This window comes from Paenibacillus sp. FSL H8-0048, from assembly GCF_038002825.1.
Classification (GTDB): Bacteria; Bacillota; Bacilli; order Paenibacillales; family Paenibacillaceae; genus Paenibacillus_AQ.
Map to the genome: position 1 here is coordinate 4,749,317 of NZ_JBBODF010000001.1, position 22,563 is coordinate 4,771,879.

The window sequence follows — 22,563 nt, forward strand, 5'->3', positions numbered from 1 at the left end:
GGAGACTCATATGGCTTATGACCGGATCGATTGGCATTCCGGGGGAGATTATCCGGCGGATCTGCCGGAAGAGAATGGCGGAATTCACATCGGCATGTTTCTGGCCTGGGCCTTAGGCCACGGGATGGCGGGCGAATTTCACCTTGAGGAGTCGGCGGAGGCGCTGAAGCGGCTGAAGCAGCGTGAGCTCACGGGGCTGGAATACCTGGTGGAGTATTGTGACGGGAAGTTCTGGGATGAGGATCTGGACGAGCGCGGCAATGCCTTCGCCGCCGATTATTATGACGATCAATCGGCGTTCGCTGCTCAGTATGAAAGCTATCTTAATGATTATTGTGAGGTCTTCAACCAATACCCAAGCATCTATCATGTGGAGAACACCTGGGAGAATTATGACCGCCTGCAGCCCTTGCTGGACGAACGTTATGCCCAGTGGGAAGTTTGGTCTGAGGACCCGTCCCACCGTAAGCTCGATCCCAAAGTGCAATTCCTTCAGGCCTGCCAGCAGACCGGACAGCAGTTCCTCCAGGCAGAGGGCTTCAAATCCAATAAGGCGGGTACAGTATGGAAAAAAACAGCGGCTGACAAGGACACCGTGTTCGAGTTATCCTTCCACCCGGAATCTTACAATACCCGCACCGATGTGCGGATGACGTTGAACCTGCGGATTACCAGCAAGCAGCTCAAAAAATGGACTGCCGGGCAGGCTGGCAGAGGGGACGATACCGTTCTGTTCGGCTCACTGTGCAGGCTGCAGAAATCGTCAAGCGCCATTGTCTTCCAGATTGCAGGCTCACAGCTGGACTCCTCCCTGCGCGAGATCGGTCAGATGATCGGGGAACGTGTGCTGCCGCTGTTCGCGCTGTTCGCAGACCGTCCCCGTGCACTTGAGCAGCTTGCCGCTTGCGGAGCAGGATTCCCCGGCATCTGCGATGCTGAATCCAGTCCGCTGGCCTACCTGCTGTGCTTCGGCACAGGGGAGCAGGCGCAGCGTTTCTTCGCCCATTACTTCAACAGTCGGCCGTCGCCTTGGCGCCGGAATATTCATCAGACCTACCAGAAGCTAAGTGAGGGAGAAGCCTGGAACTATTCCGCCTATTACCGTGAGAATGATGTGAAGCTGGCCTTCAAGAACGGCCTGGTTATTCCTTGATGCTATAGCCGGGCAGCAGGGATGTTACCACACCCCAAAGCCCGGATCATACTCCCGGACGGCTGAATAAATTCCTTCCACTATACGGGGAAGGTCTTCTTCCGGGTAGCCATAGTCCTCGGGCATGGCCTGCGGGGGAACAATAGCAGATACGCTGCCGGGGTACAGCTCAATCTTATGCTTTTCCAGCCCAATCTCGAAAGAATCCTTGAATGTCAACCCGTCATGGGCCAGAAAAAAGTACATGTCGTGGATATCATCCTCTTCTATGATGAGCACACCTTGTTCGTTCAGCTTCATAAGATAGCCTCCTGCTCGAATAGTGTACATCTATTATATTCGATTTGTTAGGAGAGAAGCACGGTAGGACAGGGGAGTTGCCGACTCGTATCTCTTGAAGATCTTAATGAAATAACCGGCATCGCAAAAATTCAAGTGATTGCTGATCTCGTTGACTGACCAATCCGTTGTTGCCAGCAGCTCCTTCGCCCGCCCGATCTTCATACGGGCGACATATAGGGAGAAATGCTCGCCCATCTCCCTGGTGAACAGGCGGCTGAAGTAGCTGGGGCTGATATGGCATAGCTGTGCCAGCGATTTCAGCGAGAAATTCTCTTCCCGGTGGCTAAGCATATAGTCCAAGGCAGGCTGTAGCGTAGGACTTATGCATTCCGTCTTGTATGCGCTTCCCAAAGAGGCCGGAGTCTTAGGAGCCGAGGGCGGCTCTACGGGCAAAGGCGGCAGCTCAAGCTGGAGCTTAGACTCCTGGGGGTTCATGGCCTCAACTTGCCTGCTTCGCTCCAGCAGCTCATGCTTCAGGATCGATTCCTTGACCACATAGTTGCACAAATGATAGAGCATGTCGGCGGTAGCCACAACCTCCTCATAGGTCATGACGGGCAGCAGCTCATACTTGCGTGCCCGTTCCTCCGTCATGGCGTCCTGCTGCGGACGGGATACAATCTGCTCCAGATTCGGGCCGCTTCCCTCGGCCAGCCGGATCTGTCCGGCCATCAGCGCACCGATGTACTGATTATCGACAATGATAGGTATAGCAATGTCGAGAATATCGAAGTGGCAGCGGTAGATATAGGGCCGGCTCAGCCGCACAGCCTCCAGACCTCCGCGCGCGTCACATTTTTGACAATAGGCTGAGAATTCCTTGTCGCTGCGCACGGTCTGGCAGAAGGCCTGACAGCGGCTATGTGCGGTAACCGGCACGCCTTTATAATCGACCATAATGATAGCCATGAGTGTCACAAGGGACAACGATTCCTGAAGCTTGCCCCATTCGTCCATATCAATGATATACTTCAAGTCGAATTTGGATTGCATCCGGCTCACCCTTTCCATCTACAGTGACAATGAGAACAAGATAATTATAATTCAGATGCTGACAACATAATAATACTATTTTGCAGCATATTAATTCGTTTGCTTTGTCCCATGCGCGCCTCTATCCACTTGTCTATAATGAGGACATACGACCCGAGGAGGAATGAAAGAATGAGAAGAACCTTTATCAGCCCGGCTAAGTACACACAAGGTGAGGATGAGCTGCTTCAATTGGGATACTTCGTCAGTACTTTCGGTACATCGGCTCTGCTGATTGCGCACCCGGATGATGTGAAGCGTGTGCAGGCCAAGCTTGATGCCACCAGCCGTCAATTCGGCATTACCCTTGTGAAGGGGGATTTCCAGGGCGAATGCTCCCGGCAGGAGATTTCCAGACTACAGGAGCTGGCCCGTGAGCACAAGTGTGCTTGCACTATCGGTCTTGGCGGCGGCAAGGCCATCGACACGGCTAAATGTGTGGCAGAAGGCGAGGCGCTGATTATCGTTCCTACCATTGCGGCTACTGATGCACCCACCAGTCATTCCGCTGTTATTTACACTTCTGAAGGCGCTTTCGAGGATTATGCTTACTTCAAAGCCAGCCCTTCGGTGGTGCTGATTGATACAACTGTTATTGCGCAGGCGCCTACCCGCTTCCTGGTATCCGGGATGGGCGATGCCCTCTCCACCTACTTCGAGGCCAGAGCTACTGCGGCTTCCTATTCCAATGTCAATGCGGGGCTTCCTTGCGGAGTGCATGCAGGCGTGATTACGGAGGCCAAAGGCACCAAAGCCGCGCTGGCCCTTGCCCGCTTATGCTACGATACACTGCTGGAGGATGGCGCCAAGGCCAAGCTGGCTTGCGATCAGAACGTGGTGACACCGGCACTGGAGAATATTATTGAGACGAACATCCTGCTGTCGGGACTCGGGTTCGAGAGCAGCGGCCTGGCTGCCGCACATGCTATCCATAACGGTCTGACGGCGCTTGAAGGCACCCATCATTATTACCATGGCGAGAAGGTGGCCTTCAGCACGATTGCCCAGCTCGTTCTGGAGAATGCGCAGCAGGCTGAGATCAATCAGGTGTTGTCCTTCTGCCACGCTGTGGGCCTTCCCGTATGCCTGGCCGATATTGGTGTCGCATCCATCTCCCATGACGAGCTGATGGAAGTGGCCCGCAAGGCGTGTATCCCGGAGGAGTCGATTCATTCGATGCCGTTCCCGGTTACCGCTGAAGCGGTCGCCGCTGCCATAGCTGTTGCTGACAAGTTGGGCGAAGCCTTCAAGAAGAGCAAGGAGCAGCGCGTATGAAAAAGATAATCAACGATCCGGCTAACCTCGTCCGTGAGATGTGCAGCGGACTGGTGATGGCTTATCCGCAGCTGACCTTCGACAGCAAATACAAAATTATCTCCAGGTCTGCGCCGAATCCTGACAAGGTAACGCTGATCAGCGGCGGAGGCAGCGGCCATGAGCCGGCCCATGCCGGGCTGGTCGGACCGGGAATGCTGGATGCCGCAGTCTGCGGGGATGTCTTCGCTTCCCCCTCACAGATTCAGGTCTATCAGGCGATCCGCAACCATACCGGCCATAAGGGCGCGCTGCTGATTATCAAGAATTACAGCGGCGATATGATGAACTTCCAGAATGCGGCTTATCTGGCGGCTGAGGACGGCCTCGCTGTGGACTATGTCAAGGTTGATGATGATATTGCAGTAGAAGACAGCCTGTATACGGTGGGGCGCAGAGGGGTTGCAGGCACGATTCTGGTGCATAAGGTTGCCGGTGCGGCAGCCGAGGCCGGACTGCCGCTCTCAGAGGTGAAGCAGGCCGCGCAGCATGCGGCAGAGCATGTGCGCAGTCTTGGTTTTGCTTTTACCTCATGCACAGTTCCAGCCAAGGGCACGCCTACCTTCCAGCTTCAGGAGGATGAGATGGAGTATGGGGTCGGCATCCATGGGGAGCCGGGTATCCGCAGAGAAAAGCTGCTCAGCGCCGATGAGCTTGCGGAACGGATGATCTCTGCCTTGCTGTCCAGTCTGCACCTGGATCAGCCGGACGGCGGAGAGGTAGTGGTGCTGGTCAACGGCTTCGGCGCAACGCCTCTGCAGGAGCTGTACCTGCTCAATCACTCCGTAATCCGTAGCCTGGGCGAACGGGAAATCATCATCCGCCAATCGCTTGTCGGCAACTATATGACCAGCATAGATATGGCGGGCGCTTCTATCAGCCTGATGAAGCTGGATGATGAGCTGCGCAGATGGCTTGCTGAGCCTTGCGATACTCCGGCGCTGCGGTTAACGGGTGAGCTTGGGCCGGTGCAATACGTCAGCCCTCTTCCGCAGCAGGAGTCTCAGGCGGAGGTGAGCCTGACGGCAGAGACTGATCCGGGCTTCGCTGTCCTCCGTGATGAACGGCTGCAGCTTACGAACATCATCTATCTGGTGGATAAGATGAGCGAGATTATTATCGTGAATGAGGCTCCCTTCTGTGAGCTGGATGCCCATGCCGGTGATGGAGATTTCGGGATGAGTGTCGCCAAGGGCTTCAAGCAATTGAAGCGGGAATGGCAGGAGCTTGTGCAGCATCACGCTTCGGATATCGGCAGCTTCCTTCAGGCCTGCTCGCTGATTATTATGGAGCATTGCGGCGGAGCTTCCGGTCCAATCTGGGGCTCGGCCTTCCGCTCAGCAGGCAAATATGCCACAGGCCGGACCTCGCTGAATACACTGGAGATGGCCGGAATGCTGGAAGCAGCGGTTCAGGGCATCCAGGCGACAGGTGAACGCTCCTTCGGACGGGGGGCAGTCGTGGGAGATAAGACGCTGATCGATGCGCTGATTCCTTGTGCCGAAGCCTGGAAGAGCAGTGCGGAGCAGAAGCTGTCCTTGAAGGAGGCTTTCGCCAAGGCGGCCGAAGCGGCTGTCACTGGGGCGGAACGTACGAAATCCATCGTTGCGCGGATGGGCCGGGCCGGGACGGTAGGCGAGCGCAGCATCGGCTACCCGGATGCGGGCGCATTTGCTCTGGGGGTCATTTTCACAGAGCTGTCTAACGCTGTCCAGTAAGTGTTGCCTGGGTATAAGCCCGCCTGTCACTTCATCGTGACGGCGGGCTTATTTGTTGTGGGAGTAAACGAGGAGCCTGGGATATATGCTGGGTGTGATATGATGGAAGATAATTGACCTGATCATTATGTGATATTCTTAGAATTTACAGGAGGGATCATCATGGAGTTAGAGCAGCAGACAGCGCAGCTTGAGCGGATCAAGGTGAAGCTGGGACAAGCCCGTCGCAAGGATGCGGAGTTTGCGGAATTCGGTGCCTCTTCGCATCAATATAAGCTGAAAAAAAAGCTTACAGCAGGCAAGCTGGCGGATTGGGAGGCCCGATACGGGATTAAGCTTCCTGAGCCTTTTGCCGGGTTCCTGACAGAGATCGGGAACGGCGGGGCGGGACCGTATTACGGGATCTATACGCTTGGACAGGCAACCTCCTATACCGAGCTTCCGGCACTCCAGGGGCGGGCGGTGCTTCATCCGGAGATGACCGCAGAGGAATGGAATCTCCTGACGGAGCCGCTGACGGGCGAGCGGGACATCCCGGATGAAGAATACGAGAAGGCCAGAAACAAGGCGCTTGGCGGAATGCTGTGTATCGGCACCCAGGGCTGCGATTATGAGATGTATCTGGTGCTGGAAGGGAAGCATCGGGGAAGGATTGTGTATACTTCGGAGTTTTATCCCGACCACCCGTTCTTCTTTGTCTATGAAGATAACTTCCTGGACTGGTACGAGCGTTGGCTGGATGAGATTATTCTGGATTATCACAACCCATGGTTTGGCAGCCGGCTGCCGGGTGACGAGAATACGCTCATTCAGCTATATCGGACCACCCCTGACGGGAAGCTGCAGGTCAAGGCGTTAGAGGCCATGTTCAAGTTCAAGCGAATCGCCCCGACCACCCTGGAATTCCTTAACAATGTGGCTGAGCAAAGCCCCCGGGATTCCAAGACAGCCATCTCGCTGCTCTGCAAAACAACCTTTGCGGCGGGCAGGCCCTATCTGCTGAAGCTGTTGCAGTCGGATGACGCGGAGGGAGCGCTGCACGCCTTAACCATTCTGAATACTCACGGCAAGAATCAGGACCGGACCGAATTTATTCCGCTGATCCGGCAGAGGCTTGAGCACGTTGACGACGCAGAAACCCTGCGTTATGCAGGTTATATCCTCAAAGACTGCGATGCTGTGAGCTTCAGTGACTTCGCACCCTTCCTGTGCCATGCCAGCCTGGATATGCAGACGGCTGCGGTCTATGCCGTGAGAGATTGCCGGAACAAGCAGGAGAATTGGGAGATTATTGAACAAATGTTCCGCAGTGGTGGTACAGAGGTGGTGCGCAGCACCATTTCATATTGGGATGTTATTCCGCACGAGAAGCTGCTGCCTTACTATAAGGCGGTCTGGCCCGAATACAAAAGGAACCCTAATTTCAGGGAAAAGTTCGCCGCTTGCTTGCGGGCGCTGCATTTGCCGGAGGATTATTTCGGCTGAGAAGTTGCCCCGGTTAATGAGAGCGGCCAAACGATAGCCGAATATAAGCTGACTACCCGCTTAGTGATTACTCACTCACTTGCCAGGGCATCCGTAGGCAAAATAGATAAGAAGACGATAAAAGATAGTATTTACTAAAAGGAGGTTCTCCATGAGACTTCGAGATAAAGTCGTTCTCGTTACAGGCGTTACGGGCACGGCAGGAGATAAAATTGCCAGAAGATGTGTTAGCGAGGGAGCGGGGGTCAAGGGACTTATCCGAAGTACAGATCAGATCGCGCTATGTGAAAAGCTAGGCATTACACCCGTCATCGGAGACTTGACTGATAGAGCCGCCATCAAGAACGCGCTTCGAAATGTGAACGTTATCATTCACGCTGCGGCGTATCTGGGGGAGGACCGGGCGATTGCCGAGGCGTCCAATATTCAGGGAGTCCAGAGTCTGGCGCACGGTGCTGTATCTGCGGGAGTGGAGCGCTTCGTGCATATTTCTACGGTATCGGTCTATGGTCATTTTGATGGAGAGGTGGAGCTGGATGAGGCCAGCAGTCTTGCCTTCGGCCACGGGGAGGTCTACATTTCAACCAAGTGTGAATCGGAACGGATTGTACAGGCTGCAATGGCTGACGGACTGCCAAGTGTGATCCTGCGTCCTGGAGTGATCTGCTCCGAATCCAACTCGCACTGGGGCGACAGACTGGTCGCTAAGCTTGCTGATTCCGGGGAAGTGGACTGGATTCATCCGGAGGACTTGACGCCTTGGGTGCATGCAGACAACCTGGCTGAGATGTGTGTACTGGCAGCGACGCAGCCTGCGGCTGTGAATCAGTGCTATAACGCAATTGACGGAAATTATCCGGAAAAAGATTTTACGATGCGTATCGGGCATGCCCTGAACAAGAAGTTCATTATACCGGGCGGAGACCCTATAAGAACAGCGTATAATTGCGGCAAAATAAAAAACGAGCTGGGCTACAGCCCGGTCAAAACGTTCGAGGAGACCGTTGTCCGGCTGGAGCAGCAAGCTAGGGGAGAGCGAAATGTATCATAAACCGAAGGCCATGAATTGTCCCTGCTGACACAGCTGAAGCACCAGCGGTGCGCTGGACTATACGGAAGATTGGCTGGAGGAGTTCATTGATGAGTTTCGCCCTTACGATATAGTCTGATGATTCATGGGGAGAAGGACGTCCTTACAGGGCAGGGGTATATTCCGCTCAAGGAGTTCGGGTTATCGGATTATTATGGCCGCGTCAAAATGGAGCTGCAGCTGTAGTGCCGATTACCCTCGGCTAAGCAGGAGGCAGTTAAAAGCCCATAGCAGCTGGGCATCCGCCCAGGCATCTTCTCCGCGAATGCATATGATGATTATGCCTAATGAAGCGAGAGAGGAGCGATAGATATGGGATTTATACCAGTGCCGGGAGGCGGCGGAGGATTTCCGGGGATACCGGGATTTCCGGGTGGACCAGGCTTGCCGGGAGGGCCGGGGACTCCGGGGATACCAGGTTTGCCGGGGATTCCGGGCGGAGGGCCCGGAGGATTTCCGGGGACGCCAGGAGGTGCACCGGGAGGAGTAGCTGCACCGACTGCGCCACCGCCGCAATTCGTACCGCAAGCACCGGCGGTCACGGCTTATGCGGTTGACCCCGGAGGCATCAGAGGCTGCCTGTTCCGCAACACCTATATCTGGCTGAATAATGGTGAGCAGTTCTGGTTCTACCCGGTATTCGTGGGCAGAAGTTCGGTCGCAGGCTTCAGATGGAACGGCTTCTTCTGGGGATACTACGGCGTTGATTTGAACCGGGTCAGCTCGTTCACCTGCTTCTAGCCTGGCTGCATCTCCCTGTTTGGCGTACCGTGACTTGGTTAAGTATACAACAAGATCACGAACAGGGAGGTGTACTATGGGCAACCTGTGGATGGCATTCGTCTACCCCGGCAGCTTCTTAAGTCTGCTCGGGGTAGTGTTACTGATTATTGGTTATCAGCGGCGGCGCACAGGCCGGCGTACCCGTCTGGAGAGTATGGCCCAGCCGGGTCGGCCGGCACCGGGGGGACCCGGCACAGCATCGTTCCAGCGGGAGGTACGGTATTCGCTGATAGGCGGCATTTTGCTTGGAATCGGACTGCTTCTGTTCGCTGGACTGGGCATTACTTCACTGTTCAGCTAGGACAAGCCCTAACTTAGCACGCTTATAAGAGCAGCCGGGCCAGCCGGTGAATCCCCTGCCCGATCAAGGTCTCATCCACCTTGGCGAATCCCAGCACCCATCCCTTCCTGCGGCTCTGAAGACAGTAATGGGCAAGCGGGTATACCCGAATCCCCTGCTCCAGCGCTAACCGGGTCATGGCTTCCTCATTGTAGTCTGGCTCCGCCTCAAGGAATACATGCAGCCCCGTCTCTGCTCCGCTCAGGGTGAACCGCTCGCCAAGACCGCTTGCGGTTATCGCTTTGGTGATGGCCTCATGTCTGCGGCGGTAGACATTGCGGACTCTGCGCATATGGCGCATGAAATGCCCCTTCTGGATGAAATGGGTCAAGGTGAGCTGGTCCATCACCGGAAGGTGGCGGTAGGTTAGCTCCTGTACACGCGCCAACTGGGCAATGGCCCGGGCCGGGCCGACAATCGCCGAGATGCGGATGGCCGGGGCGATCATTTTGGAGAAGCTCATCAGATACAGGGTATTATTCGGCGCTTGGCTATAGAGCGTGGGCAGCGGGTCGCCGCGGTAGCGGAATTCACTGTCATAGCCGTCTTCTATAATCCATAGCTGCTCCTGCACAGCCTGATGCAGCATTTGCTGCCTGCGCGGCTCTGACATCACGGAGCCTATAGCGCACTGGTGCGATGGGGTAACGAACACCAGTCTGGATTCCGGATGGATCTGGTCAACCACAAGACCATGCCCGTCTACCGGGACAGGGGCTACTTGCATCCGCCGGTAATTCATCGCCATCCAGGCCGCAGGGAAGCCGGGATCTTCCACAGAGACGGTATCCCCCTCCGTAAGCAGGGATTGGGCAATCAGGTCAAGGCTATGCTGGGCGCCTGAGGTCAACAGAATCTGATCGGTCTCAATGCGTATGCCCCGCTCAAGCAGCAAGTAACGTTGAATCTGTTCCCTAAGCGGCAGCAGACCATAGGGATTGCCATAGGACCAATCGGCTACGTCCATTGCGGCGGAGGCGTGAAGCAGCGATTGCCGCCAGTGGTTCTGGAAGGTTCTATCCACGTAAGGCTCGTGGGGGGTGAAATCAATCTCTACCTTCTGAGGCTGCTGGCCTCCGAACCAATCCTGCAGCTGATCTACCGCTGAGTTAAGCAAGGGAATTGAAGGGGGAACAGGTCCATCCGGCATCGGCTCCTCCTGTACCGCTTCAGTGAACGGTTTCAAATGGCTGACCCGTGTTCCGCCCCGCCGGGAGGTTACGGTATACCCTCTGCTCAGTAGCTCCTCGTAGACGAGCTGTACCGTGGAGCGGGAGACTCCAAGCTGCTCGGCGAGTTCACGGGAAGGGAGCAGCAGCTCGCCCGGCGCCCAGATACCTTGTGTAATATTATGAATGGCCTGATTCAGCAGTTGTTGCCAGATCGGGCTTGTATCGTTGCGGTTGACGAACATCATAAGGCATCCCTCCTAGTCGTAGCTTCGGTTCCATATCTTCATTATGGATTGCTCGGAACCGTCCTCTTTGGATATTTTAGCACAGTCCAATAGCTGATATACTACCGAATAACGTATACGCGGAGGACGCGGGGAGGAGAGGGTTTGATATGAATCCGGTTCGTTACAAGGTCAGGGAATGTAAGGATGAGGCGAGGATTGAGCAGTTTTTAATGCAGGCGAGAATTGGGTTTCTGGGATTAGCGGATGGAGATCGTCCCTATGTTGTGCCGCTGAATTATGTATGGATGGACGGAAAACTGTATTTTCACGGGGCCGGGGATGGAAGACGCAATCAGGTAATGAGTGAGAATTCAGAGGTATGCTTCACAGTATGTGAGGAGTATGGAACGATTACGAATCCCGTGCCCGCCAAGACGGATACCGCCTATATGAGCGTGATGGTCTTCGGGCAGGCTGAGCCGGTGACGGATCTGGATGAGGCTACGCAGGTATTGCAGGAGATGATGAACAAATATGTGCCCGGTTACTATGATCGGCCGTTGTCCAAGCAGCATGTCGATAAATACCGTTCGGCTGTGTACGGCGGGCCGGTGCAGGTATGCCGGATCACTCCGCAGCATCTGACAGCCAAGGAGAATCCGGTTGAAGCAGCGAGTATGTACAAGCCAGGGACGAATGAAGGGCAGAGTGTGTGATAGCTGCACTCCAAACTGAATAGAGAATGAACGCTTGGGCCGGTAACGGCCCGGGCTTGTTCGCGTTGCGGCATGGGCGAATGTATGCGAAAAACGGAACACAATGTGCGGGGCGGGGGATTTGCTGGGGCGGATGTAATCGAAAAACGAACCACAATGCGCCGCGAGGGGGGCGCGGACGGAAATGTAATCGAAAAACCGATTACAATGCGCTCGGTGGAGGCGTGTGGAGCAAATGTAATCGGAAAACCGACCACAATGCGCCGCGAGGGAGGCGCGAATGGAAATGTAATCGAAAAACCGATTACAATGCGTCGCGAGAGGGGCGCGGACGGAAATGTAATCGAAAAACCGATTACAATGCGCTCGGTGGAGGCGTGTGGAGCAAATGTAATCGGAAAACCGACCACAATGCGCCGCGAGGGGGGCGCGAATGGAAATGTAATCGAAAAACCGATTACAATGGGCCGCGAGGGGGGCTTGTGGACCACATGTAAGCAAGGATAGAGGCCGGCAAATTTGCTGTGAACCCCACGATGTCGTATGGTTGAGTTAGAATAGCAAACAAAGGTAGTATAGAGAATATTAGTAGTATTAAGAATACAGGTAGGTTCGAGTAGAAAGGATGAAGCAAATGTCCACAGATAACCAAGCTCTTCCCCCGGCTCCGATTACAGAACCCGGACGGTATGTCCTTGATCTGACGGGGCCCGGCAGCCACACGCTTGAACGCAAGCCCGGTATGGGCAGCTTATCAATCGGCCCCCGGGAGTCGAAGCCGCCGGCAGAGGTGCTGGTCGCTGCGGATGAGCGCATCAACTGGTCCGTCTTCGAGCCCTTCGCCACCCCGGCCGGCTCGCCATGGCCGCGTTATATAAGCTATACCGGCGGTGATGCGGGGTTCCTGGAATGGGCGGAACGGCGGCCTATTGAGAATATAAGCTGGACCCCGGTGCTGCCGGAGGCTGCTTCGCTGGACGGTAGCCGGGCGAATATCTATACCCTGGGCATCAAACTGGGCCCTCTGGCAAATGGACAGCTGAGCCTGGTCCTGCCGGAGAAGCTGTACAACCTGAGCTTGTCCGGCGATCTGACCCGCTTCTCAGCTTTCGGTCATCTGCCCACTACTCTGGCCTTAGTACCGAATACGAGCCGGCGCAAGAGCGATGCGCCGTACCGGCTGCCGGATCTGGGGGAGCTGCAGGGTGTGACTCACCTGGCGCTGAATAGCCCGCCCTTAGGCCAGCCCATCTCGCTGGACGGTCTGGAGCAATTCCCGAACCTGGAGTCGCTCAGCCTGTGGGGCAGCTTCTGTGATCTTGACGCACTAGTCCGCCTTACCGGGCTGACCAGCCTGGAGCTCCGTTTCATGCCGGAGCTGGAAGGCCTGCCTCCCCTGGATACATGGCCGCTGCTGGACCGGTTCATCGCCTACAATGTCGAGGAGGCCATAGGCAAACGTCTGCGGCAGCAGATGAAGGCGCGCGCCAAGGTCCGCCCTTGGGATGATTATGCCTCCATAAGCCAGCTCAGGAAGCCGGAGTGGTGGCAGAGCGAATACGGCCGCCCGTTCGCGGCCTGGCCGAAGCGTCTGGCCAAGCTGGCGAACGAAGCCTATGATACTGCGCAAGCAGCTATGGCGGAGGCCCGCAATCTAGAAGAGGCGGAAGCAGCCATTACCGCCTTCACCCTGCGCTTCAATTCACTGAAGGGCATCGAGACTACCGAGAGGGAAGACCTGGGCGAAGCTGTATGGCAGCTCAGCCAGTCAGAGCACCAGATCGGGCAGCCTATAACAGAGGAAGTGGCGCAGGGCTGGTTCGATGCGGCCCGTGATTATTAATTAAAAAGTTTATAAAAATTAAGATAAATCTTAAAATTTAGTTTCATTAGTGATAAACTAGGATCAGGATTGATCCAAACGGTGTGTGACTTGGTCCGCGCTGGCTTGCTATGGCGCCTAAGCAGGAGTGCCTGCATCCTTCCTGCAAATCGTAGGGTAGAAGGACGGTATAATATGAGCAACCAACAAACAAAAACAGACGTTATTTTAATTGGTGCTGGAATCATGAGTGCAACACTTGGTTCACTGTTAAAGGAATTAGTACCGGATTGGCAAATAACCGTGTTTGAGCGGCGTGCGGGTGCCGGGGAGGAAAGCTCAGGGGAATGGAACAATGCGGGAACGGGGCATTCCTCACTCTGCGAGCTTAACTATACTACAGAGCAGCCGGACGGATCGATCGACATCAGCAAGGCGATTAAGGTGAACGAGGAATTTCAGTTCTCCAAGCAATTCTGGTCCTATCTGGTAAGCCAGAAACGAATACACAATCCGCAGGATTTCATTGTTCCTGTGCCGCATATGAGCTTTGTGGAAGGACAGAAGGACGTTGCATTTTTACAAAAACGATTTGAAGCGCTTTCAAATAGCCCGCTATTTCAAGGCATGGAATTCTCCGATGACCCAAGGCGGCTGATGGAATGGATTCCGCTGATGATGAAGAACCGGAAGCTGGACCAGCCGATAGCGGCCACCAAAATCGATTCGGGAACGGATGTCAACTTTGGCGCCCTGACCCGTATGCTGTTCAACCACTTGCAGAGCAATAACACCGATATTAGATATAATCATCAGGTGGATGATCTGAAGCGCGCACAGGACGGCTCCTGGGAGCTGAAGGTGAAGAATCTCGCCAGCGGCGTAACAGAGCGTCATAACGCCAAGTTCGTCTTCATCGGCGGCGGGGGAGGAAGCCTGCACCTGCTACAGAAATCCGGTATCCCGGAAGGCAAAAAGATTGGCGGATTCCCGGTAAGCGGACTGTTCATGGTCTGCAAGAAGCCGGAGATTGTGGCTCAGCATCATGCCAAGGTGTACGGTAAGGCTGCGGTGGGTGCGCCTCCGATGTCTGTTCCGCATCTGGATACCCGGGTGATCGATAAGCAGGAATCCCTGTTCTTCGGGCCGTTTGCCGGCTTCTCGCCTAAGTTCCTGAAATACGGCTCCATGTTCGATCTGATTACCTCGGTCAAGCCGGATAATCTGGTTACGATGCTTGCAGCAGGAGCGAAGAACCTGTCATTGACCAAGTATCTGATCGGGCAGGTCATGCTATCCAAAGAACAGCGCATGGAAGCGCTGCGGGAATTCATCCCGGATGCGAAAAGCGAGGACTGGGAGCTGGTGGTGGCGGGCCAGCGGGTACAGATTATTAAGGATACAGCAGCCGGCAAAGGCATGCTTCAATTCGGAACGGAAGTCATCAGCAGCGCGGACGGCTCCATCGCCGCATTGCTGGGAGCCTCGCCAGGGGCGTCAACGGCTGTCTCTGTCATGCTGGAGGTCATCACCAAGTGCTTCCCGCAGCAGATCAAGGCGTGGGAGCCGAAGATCAGGCAGATGATTCCTGCCTACGGCATGTCCTTGTCCGCTAACCCGCAGCTATTGAACGACATTCATGCTTCCGCAGCGCACACGCTGGGCCTGACGAATGGAACAGATGGACATGAGCCGCCAGCCGCAGTCAACCATCTGTAGCAATAGCAATAGAGGGCGTGCAGCTGACCACCAGCCTGCCAGCTCTTATATACATGCAAAGGGGCTGTCCCAAAAGCCATGAAGTGGCTGCTTGGGACAGCTCTTTATTTTGTAGTAGGATCAACGTGAGCACTTGGGTGAACGCTGCGCGAACGGACCGTTGTTCCAATCGCTGTGCTCTCCAGATTTTTTTCATTCCCCTTAACGGTGAAAATCCGGAGACCAAGGCGACCGCTGCCGCTTTTCCACAATCGTTCCGTCCTCTCCGCTGTTTAAGCGGGAAAAGGTTCTTCAAATCTTTCTAAAATCACACAAAGAAACCTCTCTTTTGTTAAAATGGAGTTACCACACAACCATTTCAAAGGAGAGGTTTCTTTGTACATTCAATATACCATGGACCAACTTTGCTTGCCAATGGATCTGGAAGAAGATATCCCGAAAAATCACCTCGTTCGCGTCGTGAATGCTGCCGTCAACCGGCTGGACAACGCCATTTTTGACGCGGCCTATCCCGGCGGCGGCCGTGACAGCTACCATCCTAAAATGCTTACCAAAGTCATCATCTACGCATACACTCAGCGAATCTATTCGTCTCGCCAAATCGCCAAAGCGGTCCGGGAGAACATTCCCTTCATGTGGCTGGCCGGACGGCAGCGACCCGACTTCCGCACGCTGAATCGCTTCCGTTCCCAGCGGATGAGAAATGTCCTCGAAACGGTATTTACCGCCGTGCTTCAGTTTCTGGCTAACGAAAAATACGTGTCTCTGGAGCATTATTTTGTGGACGGCACTAAGATTGAGGCGAATGCCAATCGCTACACCTTTGTCTGGAGCAAAGCGGTCAGCAAACACAAAGCGAAACTGCAAGATAAGGTACAGGCCCTATTCGCTGACATTGACGTAGCGGAAGAGCAGGAAGAACAAAAGAACCAGGGCAAAGATCTGGCTGAACTCCGCACGGGTTCAGAAATGGACAGTGAGAAACTCGAACAAGCCGTACAAAAGCTTGAAGCTCAGCTTGCCGAAAAACCGAAAGACACGCCCCTAAAAAAGACGGTTCGGAAGTTGCGTAAGGATTTGCTCCCTCGACTGCAGAAGTACGAACAATATCAAAAGCTGCTTGGGGACCGTAACAGTTTCAGCAAGACCGATCCAGAGGCAACGTTTATGCGGATGAAAGAAGATCACATGCGAAATGGCCAACTGAAGCCAGGTTATAATCTACAGATCGGGACCGAAAACCAGTTTATTTTGGCCTACAGTCTCCATCAAAGACCGGGTGACACCCGCTGTTTAGAACCACATCTGGAAAAAACAAAGCAATTCCTCGGGAAACTTCCAAAGACGATCATTGCAGATGCCGGCTATGGAAGTGAAGAAAACTACGCCTATCTGGAAAAGAGCGAGATACAGGCCGTCGTGAAATACAGCACCTACCACAAAGAAAAGAGCAAAGCCTGGAAAGCCGACGTCGGAAAAATCGAGAACTGGACCTACGACGGATCCGAGGATCGTTGGACGTGTTTAGCTGGACACCCGCTGTATTTCCAACGAGAAAGCAAGGAAACCACAGAGAGTGGATACGAAATTAAGAAGCGTCACTACCAAAGTCAAAGCTGCGGAGGTTGTCCGCTAAAAGAAAACTGCACGAAGGGAAGCGGAAACCGGGAAATCGCAGTCAGTTTGGAGCGGCTTAGATACCAGAAACAGGCGAAAGAAATCCTCCGAAGCGAGGAAGGCTATCTATTGGCCGTACGTCGAATGACGGAGCCGGAAAGTGTATTTGGACAATTAAAGAATAACCGGGGCTTCCGGCGCTTTCTGCTTCGCGGCTTGGAAAAAGTGACGCTGGAGGTCGGTTGGCTTTCGCTCGCCCACAACCTGCTGAAGCAAGCAGCGAACGACCAGAAACGCAAAGAAGCGGTCCTCCAATAACGGAGAATCGCTCCTTTTTTTACTTGGTAAGCTTTGAAAAAGTTGCAGGTTTTGTTTCCACCTATAGAATATTTACTTTTGGGACAGCCCCTTTGTCTTGCTGTGTCATCTCCCCGGCTGAGTACTTCAAGTGCGATCAAGCCTTCTGAGTCTTGAACAGCCGGATGGCCAGAATCAGAGCCACCGCTACAGCGGCGAGGCCCGACCAGTTCAGGTGGAGCACAGAGGTACGGCTGATCACATAGCCCCCTAAGCCCGATCCCAGCGCGAATCCGAACTGGATGAAGGAAGTATTTACGCTCAGGGCCATATCCGGGTTCTTGGGAACCAGGGTGACCAGCAGAAGCTGCTGCGCAGGGGAGATACTCCAGGTGCCCAGCATGAAGAGCATCAGGATCAGGAGGAGGATGATCACAGGAACGCCCGTTAGTGAGAACAGGAGGAGCGTGGTTGCCTGTAACAGAAGTCCTGTCATTATGGTGAACTTCGATCCCTTGGAATCAGCCAATTGCCCGCCTAACTTGGAGCCCATGAAGCTGCATACCCCCGCGAGGAAGAGCACCCCGCTGATTTCGGTGACGGACAGGGAGGATGCGGCCTGAAGGTAGGGGGTAATATAAGTGAAGAGTGTAGCGTAACCCCCTACATACAATAAGCTGATCGCCAGAGCGGTAACAATTCTGGAATCCTTAAGCACAGACAGCTGCATCCTCAGGGTGACGGCTTCTTTTTCTTTTATGGCAGGGACCTTGGCTGAGATGATGAACAGCGGAACAAGGCTAAGCCCCCCGACGATGATGAATAGAGCCCTCCACCCAAAGTATTCGCTGAAAAAGGTACCGGCAGGAACACCCAGAACCAGCGAGCTGCTCAGTCCCATCAGAATAATGCCAATCGCATTGCCTCTGCGCTCCTTCTCCACGAGCCGTGTAGCTACAGCCATGGCGACTACAGTCGCTATGCCCCCGCTTGCCCCTTGAATAATCCGTATCCCCAGCATAGCTTCATAAGGCAGCTTCAGCAGCATCAGACCATTGCTGGCAATGAATACGCCGAGGGCGGTCAGCAGCAGCTTTTTGCGGTCCATATTAATGGTCAATGCAATGAGCACCGGTGCAATAATGGCTGCGGACAACGCAAATACGGTCACCAGCAGCCCCACTTCGGAGGTGGATACGCCAAGATCTGCGGCAATCATCTCAATCACACCTGTAATAATGTATTCAATCGTCCCGATCAGAAAAACGGCAAGTGCCAGAATATAGATCGTCAATCGGTTATGCAATTTCTTCCACTCCTTGTACATTCATCACGGAATCGGCCGCCGTTCTTGTCATCACTCTACGATGCTGCTAAGGTTAAGTCAAAGAAACGTTTCTGAATGAAACGTTCATTTTTTTTGAATGAAGGAGTGACATTGAATGGAATTACGCCAACTTAAAACCTTCTATACGCTGGCTTCCACGCTTAATTTCGCCCGCGCCGCCGAAGCGCAGAACTATGTTCCCTCAACGGTTACAATGCAGATGAAGGCCCTGGAGGAAGAATTGGGAGTGAAGCTGGTGGACCGGCTCGGTAAAAATGTGACGTTAACCGATACCGGCAAAACGTTCCTGCGTTATGCAGACAACATCCTGTGTATGGTGGAGGAGGCGCAGCACGCCCTCAAGCAGCCTGGTGAGCTGACCGGCACCATTGTAATCAGCGCAGATGAGACGTTATGCACCTATAGGCTTCCCGCTGTGCTGCACCGGTTCCGCCAGTTTCATCCCGGAGTCCGGCTGATCTTCCTGCCGCTGGTGAGTCCGAGCCTCAGGCAGAGCCTGCGGGACGGGGATGTCGATGTCATCTTCATGCTGGATGAAGTGAAGGGCGAGAGCGGATTTTGCGGAGAAAAAATAAGGGAGGAACGCTTCTGCCTCCTGGCCGCCCCCAATCATCCGCTGGCGTCGCGTCATGTGCTTACAATCCAGGATTTCCACGGGGAGACCTTTCTGCTGACGGAGCAGGGCTGCTCCTACCGTACCTTCTTCGAGCGCAGCCTGTCGCAGAAGGGGATGGCGGGCATTACGGAGCTTGAGTTTCACAGCGCAGAAGCTATCAAACAATGCGCGAAGCTGGGGATGGGCATCGCCATCCTGCCTGAAATGGCCGTAAGCGAAGAATTGAAGCGGGGGGAGCTGATCTCCCTGCCATGGGATTTGACCGCAGTATCTTTTGCAACTCAGATGTTCTGGCATGAGGAGAAGTGGCTCTCTCCGGCTATTGAAGCTTTTATCCATCTGGCCCGGGAGCTCGAGTCCTCCCCTTGACCTTAGGTCAGACCTAGGGTGTATCGTAGAGATATTCCAAGCCGCAGTCCGGGGAGTGATTAGGATGAGAAATGAAATAACGATTAGTGAACTGGCCAAGCTCATGAATGTGTCGGTCCACCAAATCCGGTATTTTGAAGAGAAGGGTGTTCTGCAACCTGCGTATACCGGTGAGAATCAGTACAGAATGTACAGTATGGATCAAGTGTATCAGCTCGCGCATATCCTGCTGCTCCGCAAGCTTGAGGTGCCTGTTCAGTCGATTAACGAATGTATGAGCTATAGTCCGGAGCAGCATCGCGGGCTGCTGGAGCACTCTCTCGAAGGGATTGAACAGGAGCTGGCGCGTCTTCGGGAGCTGCGGCAGTTCATCCGCAAGATGCTGGAGGAGGAGCAGAGCTACAGCTCGCAGGCGGAGCTCTTCCAGCGGGTGCAGCAGTCTGAGGTCTATCTCACCGAGATGATGAAGCTGGATGCGCACAGTCAGCTCAGTGCGGCGCTGTTGGCGGAGCAGGCGGCAGGGATACCGGATCTGTTCGAATCGGATATTTATTATGTGGCAGATGAGCAGGATACCGTGACCTTATATCTGGAGGTGCTGGCCCCAGGCGACCTGACGCTTCCGGGCGGGGAGTATCTGATCTGCCAATGTGTGATTCAGGAGGAGGAGCTTGAAGAACAGTGTAATCATTTCTTGACCTATGCGGTTGCACAAGCCATCAAGCTGGTTGGACCCCTGGTGGTGATTGAACGGTCGTATCTGTCGCTGTTCGCTCCGGGTAAGCTGCATTATGAGCTGAAGGCGCTGATTCAGCCGGGAGCACCTGCGCAAGGAACGGTTTCCTTATGAGCGCAGCCCCGATTACGATAGAGCCGATGCGGCCGGAGTATAACCGGCCGGTAAGCCAGCTGCTGGCCCAGGCGTTCCGGATCAAATTCCACAGACGGCTGCATCTGAATGAGGCTGTGCTGGCTGAAGGTCTGGAGGCGCTGCTCGAATATGCTCCGGCTGGACCGTTCTCCCCCAGAAGCGTGGCCCTGCAGCAAGGCGAGGTGGTTGGCAGCATTGGGATAAAGTATAAGTCTGCGGCGAACCAGGAGGTAAGGGGCAAGCGGCTGCCCCCGTTACCCGCTATATCCAGTCTGCTGTGCAGAAGGGGCATGGTCCGAATGCTGACCGGTCTGGCTGTACTTGAACATTCCCCCGAGGCCGGCGAGTGCTATATTACCGATCTTGCGGTCCGTCCGGCCCACCACAGCAAGGGGGTAGGCCGGATGCTGATTGGCTGGGCCGGTGAGGTTGTGGCTGCCGATCCGGGCCTGGACCGCCTCAGCCTGCATGTTGCAGCTAGCAATCCGCGGGCCAGACAGCTCTATGAGCGGATGTCCTTCCAGACAAGTGCCCGTCAGAACAGGCAGCTCCTGGACATATTATTGGGCGAGCGGGCATGGGAATACATGGTGCTGGTTCAAAAAGGGGGACTGAGAAAGCAATGATGAGAACCAGGGAAATTTGGATTTATTTATGTGTGGCAGTGCTTTTGCTGGTAGGCGGGGCAGGGGTGTACATTGTGCAGCAGAACCGCTTTGAGATGATGGAACAGGCCATCCGGATTGCGTCTCCCGAGGGCGAGCTGACGGGTAAGCTGGTGTTGCCCAAGGGGTCTTCCGTGTCTTCCGGCAAGCTGGGACTGGTCCTCTTCATCCATGGGGACGGGCCGATTAATGCCTCGCATGATGACGGCTACAAACCGCTATGGGAGCGGTTAGCCAGCCTGGGTTATGCCTCCTTGTCCCTGGATAAAAGGGGAATCGGCGGTTCCGCAGGCCATTGGCTGGACCAGAGCATCGACGACCGGGTGGAGGAGGCGCGTGCAGCGATTGCCTGGGCCCGGAAGCAGCCGGGCATTGACCCGGACCGGATCGGGGTGTGGGGCGCCAGTCAGGCCGGCTGGGTGATTCCCAAGCTGGCGGACAAGGAACCGCTTGCCTTCAGCATTCTGGTCTCCCCGGCCATTAACTGGCTGCGCCAGGGTGCCTATCATACCCGGCAGCAGATGCTGAAGCAAGGGGAATCGGAAGCCGAGATCGCAGCGGAAGAGGCGGCTAACAACGAGGTTCAGCAGCTTTTGGCACGGAAGGCGAGCTATGAAGACTATCTGGCTGCGGTGAAGGAGGATGACCCGATGACGAGGGAGCGGTGGACCTTTGTCAGCAAGAATTACCTGTCGGATGCCGAGCAGGATCTTAAGCAGTTCCGCTCGCCGGTACTCTTGCTGCTGGGCCAGCAGGATATTCATGTCGACTGGCAGGAGACGGAGCAGGTGTACCGCAAGATGATCCTGCCGGGGCTGCTGAGCGTCGCTGTCTTCCCGGAGGCAGAGCATTCCATGCTGAGCAAGAAGACGGCGGATTCCAGCTTCCGGGCGCTCATGATCAGTCTGTTCGCCCCGCGGCACATCACCGTGCCGGGCTATATGAATCAGATTGAGGACTTCCTGAAGGAGCTGAATTAAGAGCACGCTCTCTTCGCGCAGTAATTTCTACGTATACCGGCTCATCATTTCCAGCAGATACTTACGGAATTCTTCACGGTATGCCTTCGGTTAACTCCGGCGAAACTTCTGCCTTCCGCGTCCACTCCAGCATGTCTGCTCTGGGGCTGAAGGTCTGTTCACTCCGCTCAAGCTGCTCCATCCGGGAGAGCTTGAACATCCGGGGCCCCATCCGCTCCAGGCAAAAGCCCTTCAGATACCAGCTCGATTCGCTGAAATGAAGCTGGTAAGGCTCCACCGTCCGTACCGTCGGGGTGCCTGCTCTGTCGGTGTAGCCGAAAGTCAGCAGCCTGCGCCCGGCGATGGCTTCCTGACAGAGCTTCAAGGCTCCGGCAAGCTCAGCGCGGCCCGCCCAATCATAGAAGGAGAGCTGAACGGACCCTTTAGGAGCGGTGGGACTTACCATCGCTTCTATTTTGCGGAGCGTCATGGCTACATCCCCGCTGATCAGAATCTGCCCCAGCCCGCCGAGTGCAGCCAGTATATTCTCCAGGTCAGAGCTGCTCAGCAGCCGCTTGTCCATCTTGTATTCTTCCATAATGCCGTAGCCGCCCTGCACGCCGGGAGTAGTGTATATAGGAATGTGCGCCAGACTGAGCGTCTCCATATCGCGGAGAATCGTCCGTTTGGACACGCCGAATAATTGGGCGAATTCACTGCTGGGCACAATGTCTTTTTTGAGCAGAATCATGATGATGGTAATCAGCCGTTCGACCTTGTCCATCCGCTTCCCTCTTTCTGGATGTGGGTATGAAACGGTGACATATGCCGTCACCTATCGTGTATTATACTACATTTATCTTACGAAGGCGGTTATGCTCAATGTCGGCGGTTGTTTATATTAAAAC

20 protein-coding genes and 1 pseudogene are annotated in these 22,563 nt (G+C 54.8%); 16 read left to right on the forward strand and 5 right to left on the reverse strand.

Annotated features, from left to right (window positions below; genetic code table 11):
• The first annotated feature begins 10 nt into the window (after positions 1-10).
• The gene (locus NSU18_RS20325; protein ID WP_341149896.1) at positions 11-1,153 is read left to right on the forward strand and encodes a DUF7832 domain-containing protein; all 1,143 of its coding nucleotides are present in this window, start codon (positions 11-13) and stop codon (positions 1,151-1,153) included.
• 24 nt (positions 1,154-1,177) lie between these two features.
• Here NSU18_RS20325 and NSU18_RS20330 read toward each other — a convergent pair whose 3' ends face one another.
• Both NSU18_RS20330 and NSU18_RS20335 read right to left on the reverse strand, forming a co-directional pair.
• Positions 1,178-1,453 carry a hypothetical protein gene (locus tag NSU18_RS20330; protein ID WP_340026514.1) on the reverse strand — a complete coding sequence of 92 codons (276 nt, stop codon included), beginning with the start codon at positions 1,451-1,453 and terminating at the stop codon, positions 1,178-1,180.
• Between the two features lie 33 nt (positions 1,454-1,486).
• Positions 1,487-2,488: a PocR ligand-binding domain-containing protein gene (locus NSU18_RS20335; protein WP_341149897.1), complete on the reverse strand. Its 1,002-nt coding sequence runs from the start codon at positions 2,486-2,488 to the stop codon at positions 1,487-1,489.
• Between the two features lie 171 nt (positions 2,489-2,659).
• On the opposite strand from NSU18_RS20335, the gene NSU18_RS20340 reads away from it, so the two are divergent.
• From NSU18_RS20340 to NSU18_RS20365, 6 genes are all read left to right on the forward strand, one after another.
• The gene (locus tag NSU18_RS20340) at positions 2,660-3,802 is read left to right on the forward strand and encodes a glycerol dehydrogenase (RefSeq protein WP_341149898.1); all 1,143 of its coding nucleotides are present in this window, start codon (positions 2,660-2,662) and stop codon (positions 3,800-3,802) included.
• Positions 3,799-5,559: a dihydroxyacetone kinase subunit DhaK gene (dhaK, locus tag NSU18_RS20345; RefSeq protein ID WP_341149899.1), complete on the forward strand. Its 1,761-nt coding sequence runs from the start codon at positions 3,799-3,801 to the stop codon at positions 5,557-5,559. Before NSU18_RS20340 ends, dhaK begins: the two co-directional genes overlap by 4 nt.
• 162 nt (positions 5,560-5,721) lie before the next feature.
• Positions 5,722-7,044, forward strand: coding sequence for an SMI1/KNR4 family protein (locus NSU18_RS20350; protein ID WP_341149900.1), 1,323 nt, complete (start codon positions 5,722-5,724; stop codon positions 7,042-7,044).
• 151 nt (positions 7,045-7,195) lie between these two features.
• A complete protein-coding gene (locus NSU18_RS20355; RefSeq protein ID WP_341149901.1) occupies positions 7,196-8,095 on the forward strand; it encodes an NAD-dependent epimerase/dehydratase family protein in 900 nt (299 codons plus the stop codon).
• Between the two features lie 351 nt (positions 8,096-8,446).
• Positions 8,447-8,875: a collagen-like protein gene (locus NSU18_RS20360; RefSeq protein WP_339221218.1), complete on the forward strand. Its 429-nt coding sequence runs from the start codon at positions 8,447-8,449 to the stop codon at positions 8,873-8,875.
• A gap of 76 nt (positions 8,876-8,951) precedes the next feature.
• Entirely contained in the window at positions 8,952-9,218 is a 267-nt protein-coding gene (locus NSU18_RS20365) for a hypothetical protein (protein WP_341015715.1), read from the forward strand.
• Positions 9,219-9,240: 22 nt separating this feature from the next.
• Here NSU18_RS20365 and pdxR read toward each other — a convergent pair whose 3' ends face one another.
• Positions 9,241-10,674, reverse strand: a complete 1,434-nt coding sequence (pdxR, locus tag NSU18_RS20370) for a MocR-like pyridoxine biosynthesis transcription factor PdxR (RefSeq protein WP_341015716.1) — start codon at positions 10,672-10,674, stop codon at positions 9,241-9,243.
• 149 nt (positions 10,675-10,823) lie between these two features.
• Here pdxR and NSU18_RS20375 point away from each other — a divergent pair, with 149 nt between their 5' ends.
• From NSU18_RS20375 to NSU18_RS20395, 5 genes are all read left to right on the forward strand, one after another.
• Entirely contained in the window at positions 10,824-11,372 is a 549-nt protein-coding gene (locus NSU18_RS20375) for a pyridoxamine 5'-phosphate oxidase family protein (protein WP_341015717.1), read from the forward strand.
• A gap of 84 nt (positions 11,373-11,456) precedes the next feature.
• Positions 11,457-11,879, forward strand: coding sequence for a hypothetical protein (locus tag NSU18_RS20380; protein ID WP_341149902.1), 423 nt, complete (start codon positions 11,457-11,459; stop codon positions 11,877-11,879).
• 127 nt (positions 11,880-12,006) lie between these two features.
• A complete protein-coding gene (locus NSU18_RS20385; protein WP_341149903.1) occupies positions 12,007-13,215 on the forward strand; it encodes a hypothetical protein in 1,209 nt (402 codons plus the stop codon).
• Positions 13,216-13,389: 174 nt separating this feature from the next.
• Positions 13,390-14,913, forward strand: coding sequence for a malate:quinone oxidoreductase (locus tag NSU18_RS20390; RefSeq protein WP_341149904.1), 1,524 nt, complete (start codon positions 13,390-13,392; stop codon positions 14,911-14,913).
• Between the two features lie 375 nt (positions 14,914-15,288).
• Positions 15,289-16,848, forward strand: a complete 1,560-nt coding sequence (locus NSU18_RS20395) for an IS1182 family transposase (RefSeq protein ID WP_341149625.1) — start codon at positions 15,289-15,291, stop codon at positions 16,846-16,848.
• A gap of 136 nt (positions 16,849-16,984) precedes the next feature.
• Here NSU18_RS20395 and NSU18_RS20400 read toward each other — a convergent pair whose 3' ends face one another.
• Positions 16,985-18,133 carry an MFS transporter gene (locus NSU18_RS20400; protein ID WP_341149905.1) on the reverse strand — a complete coding sequence of 383 codons (1,149 nt, stop codon included), beginning with the start codon at positions 18,131-18,133 and terminating at the stop codon, positions 16,985-16,987.
• 136 nt (positions 18,134-18,269) lie between these two features.
• Between NSU18_RS20400 and NSU18_RS20405 the strand changes: the two genes are divergently transcribed.
• From NSU18_RS20405 to NSU18_RS20420, 4 genes are all read left to right on the forward strand, one after another.
• Complete coding sequence (locus NSU18_RS20405) at positions 18,270-19,160, forward strand: LysR family transcriptional regulator (protein ID WP_341015723.1); 891 nt, start codon at positions 18,270-18,272, stop codon at positions 19,158-19,160.
• Between the two features lie 64 nt (positions 19,161-19,224).
• Complete coding sequence (locus NSU18_RS20410) at positions 19,225-20,010, forward strand: MerR family transcriptional regulator (RefSeq protein ID WP_341015725.1); 786 nt, start codon at positions 19,225-19,227, stop codon at positions 20,008-20,010.
• A complete protein-coding gene (locus NSU18_RS20415; protein ID WP_341015727.1) occupies positions 20,007-20,657 on the forward strand; it encodes a GNAT family N-acetyltransferase in 651 nt (216 codons plus the stop codon). The genes NSU18_RS20410 and NSU18_RS20415 overlap by 4 nt, the downstream gene beginning before the upstream one ends.
• The gene (locus tag NSU18_RS20420) at positions 20,654-21,676 is read left to right on the forward strand and encodes an alpha/beta hydrolase family protein (protein ID WP_445321816.1); all 1,023 of its coding nucleotides are present in this window, start codon (positions 20,654-20,656) and stop codon (positions 21,674-21,676) included. Before NSU18_RS20415 ends, NSU18_RS20420 begins: the two co-directional genes overlap by 4 nt.
• 91 nt (positions 21,677-21,767) lie before the next feature.
• On the opposite strand, the pseudogene NSU18_RS20425 reads toward NSU18_RS20420, so the two are convergent.
• Positions 21,768-22,439 (reverse strand): annotated as a pseudogene (locus NSU18_RS20425) (helix-turn-helix transcriptional regulator); the annotation flags it as partial.
• Between the last annotated feature and the right edge of the window lie 124 nt (positions 22,440-22,563).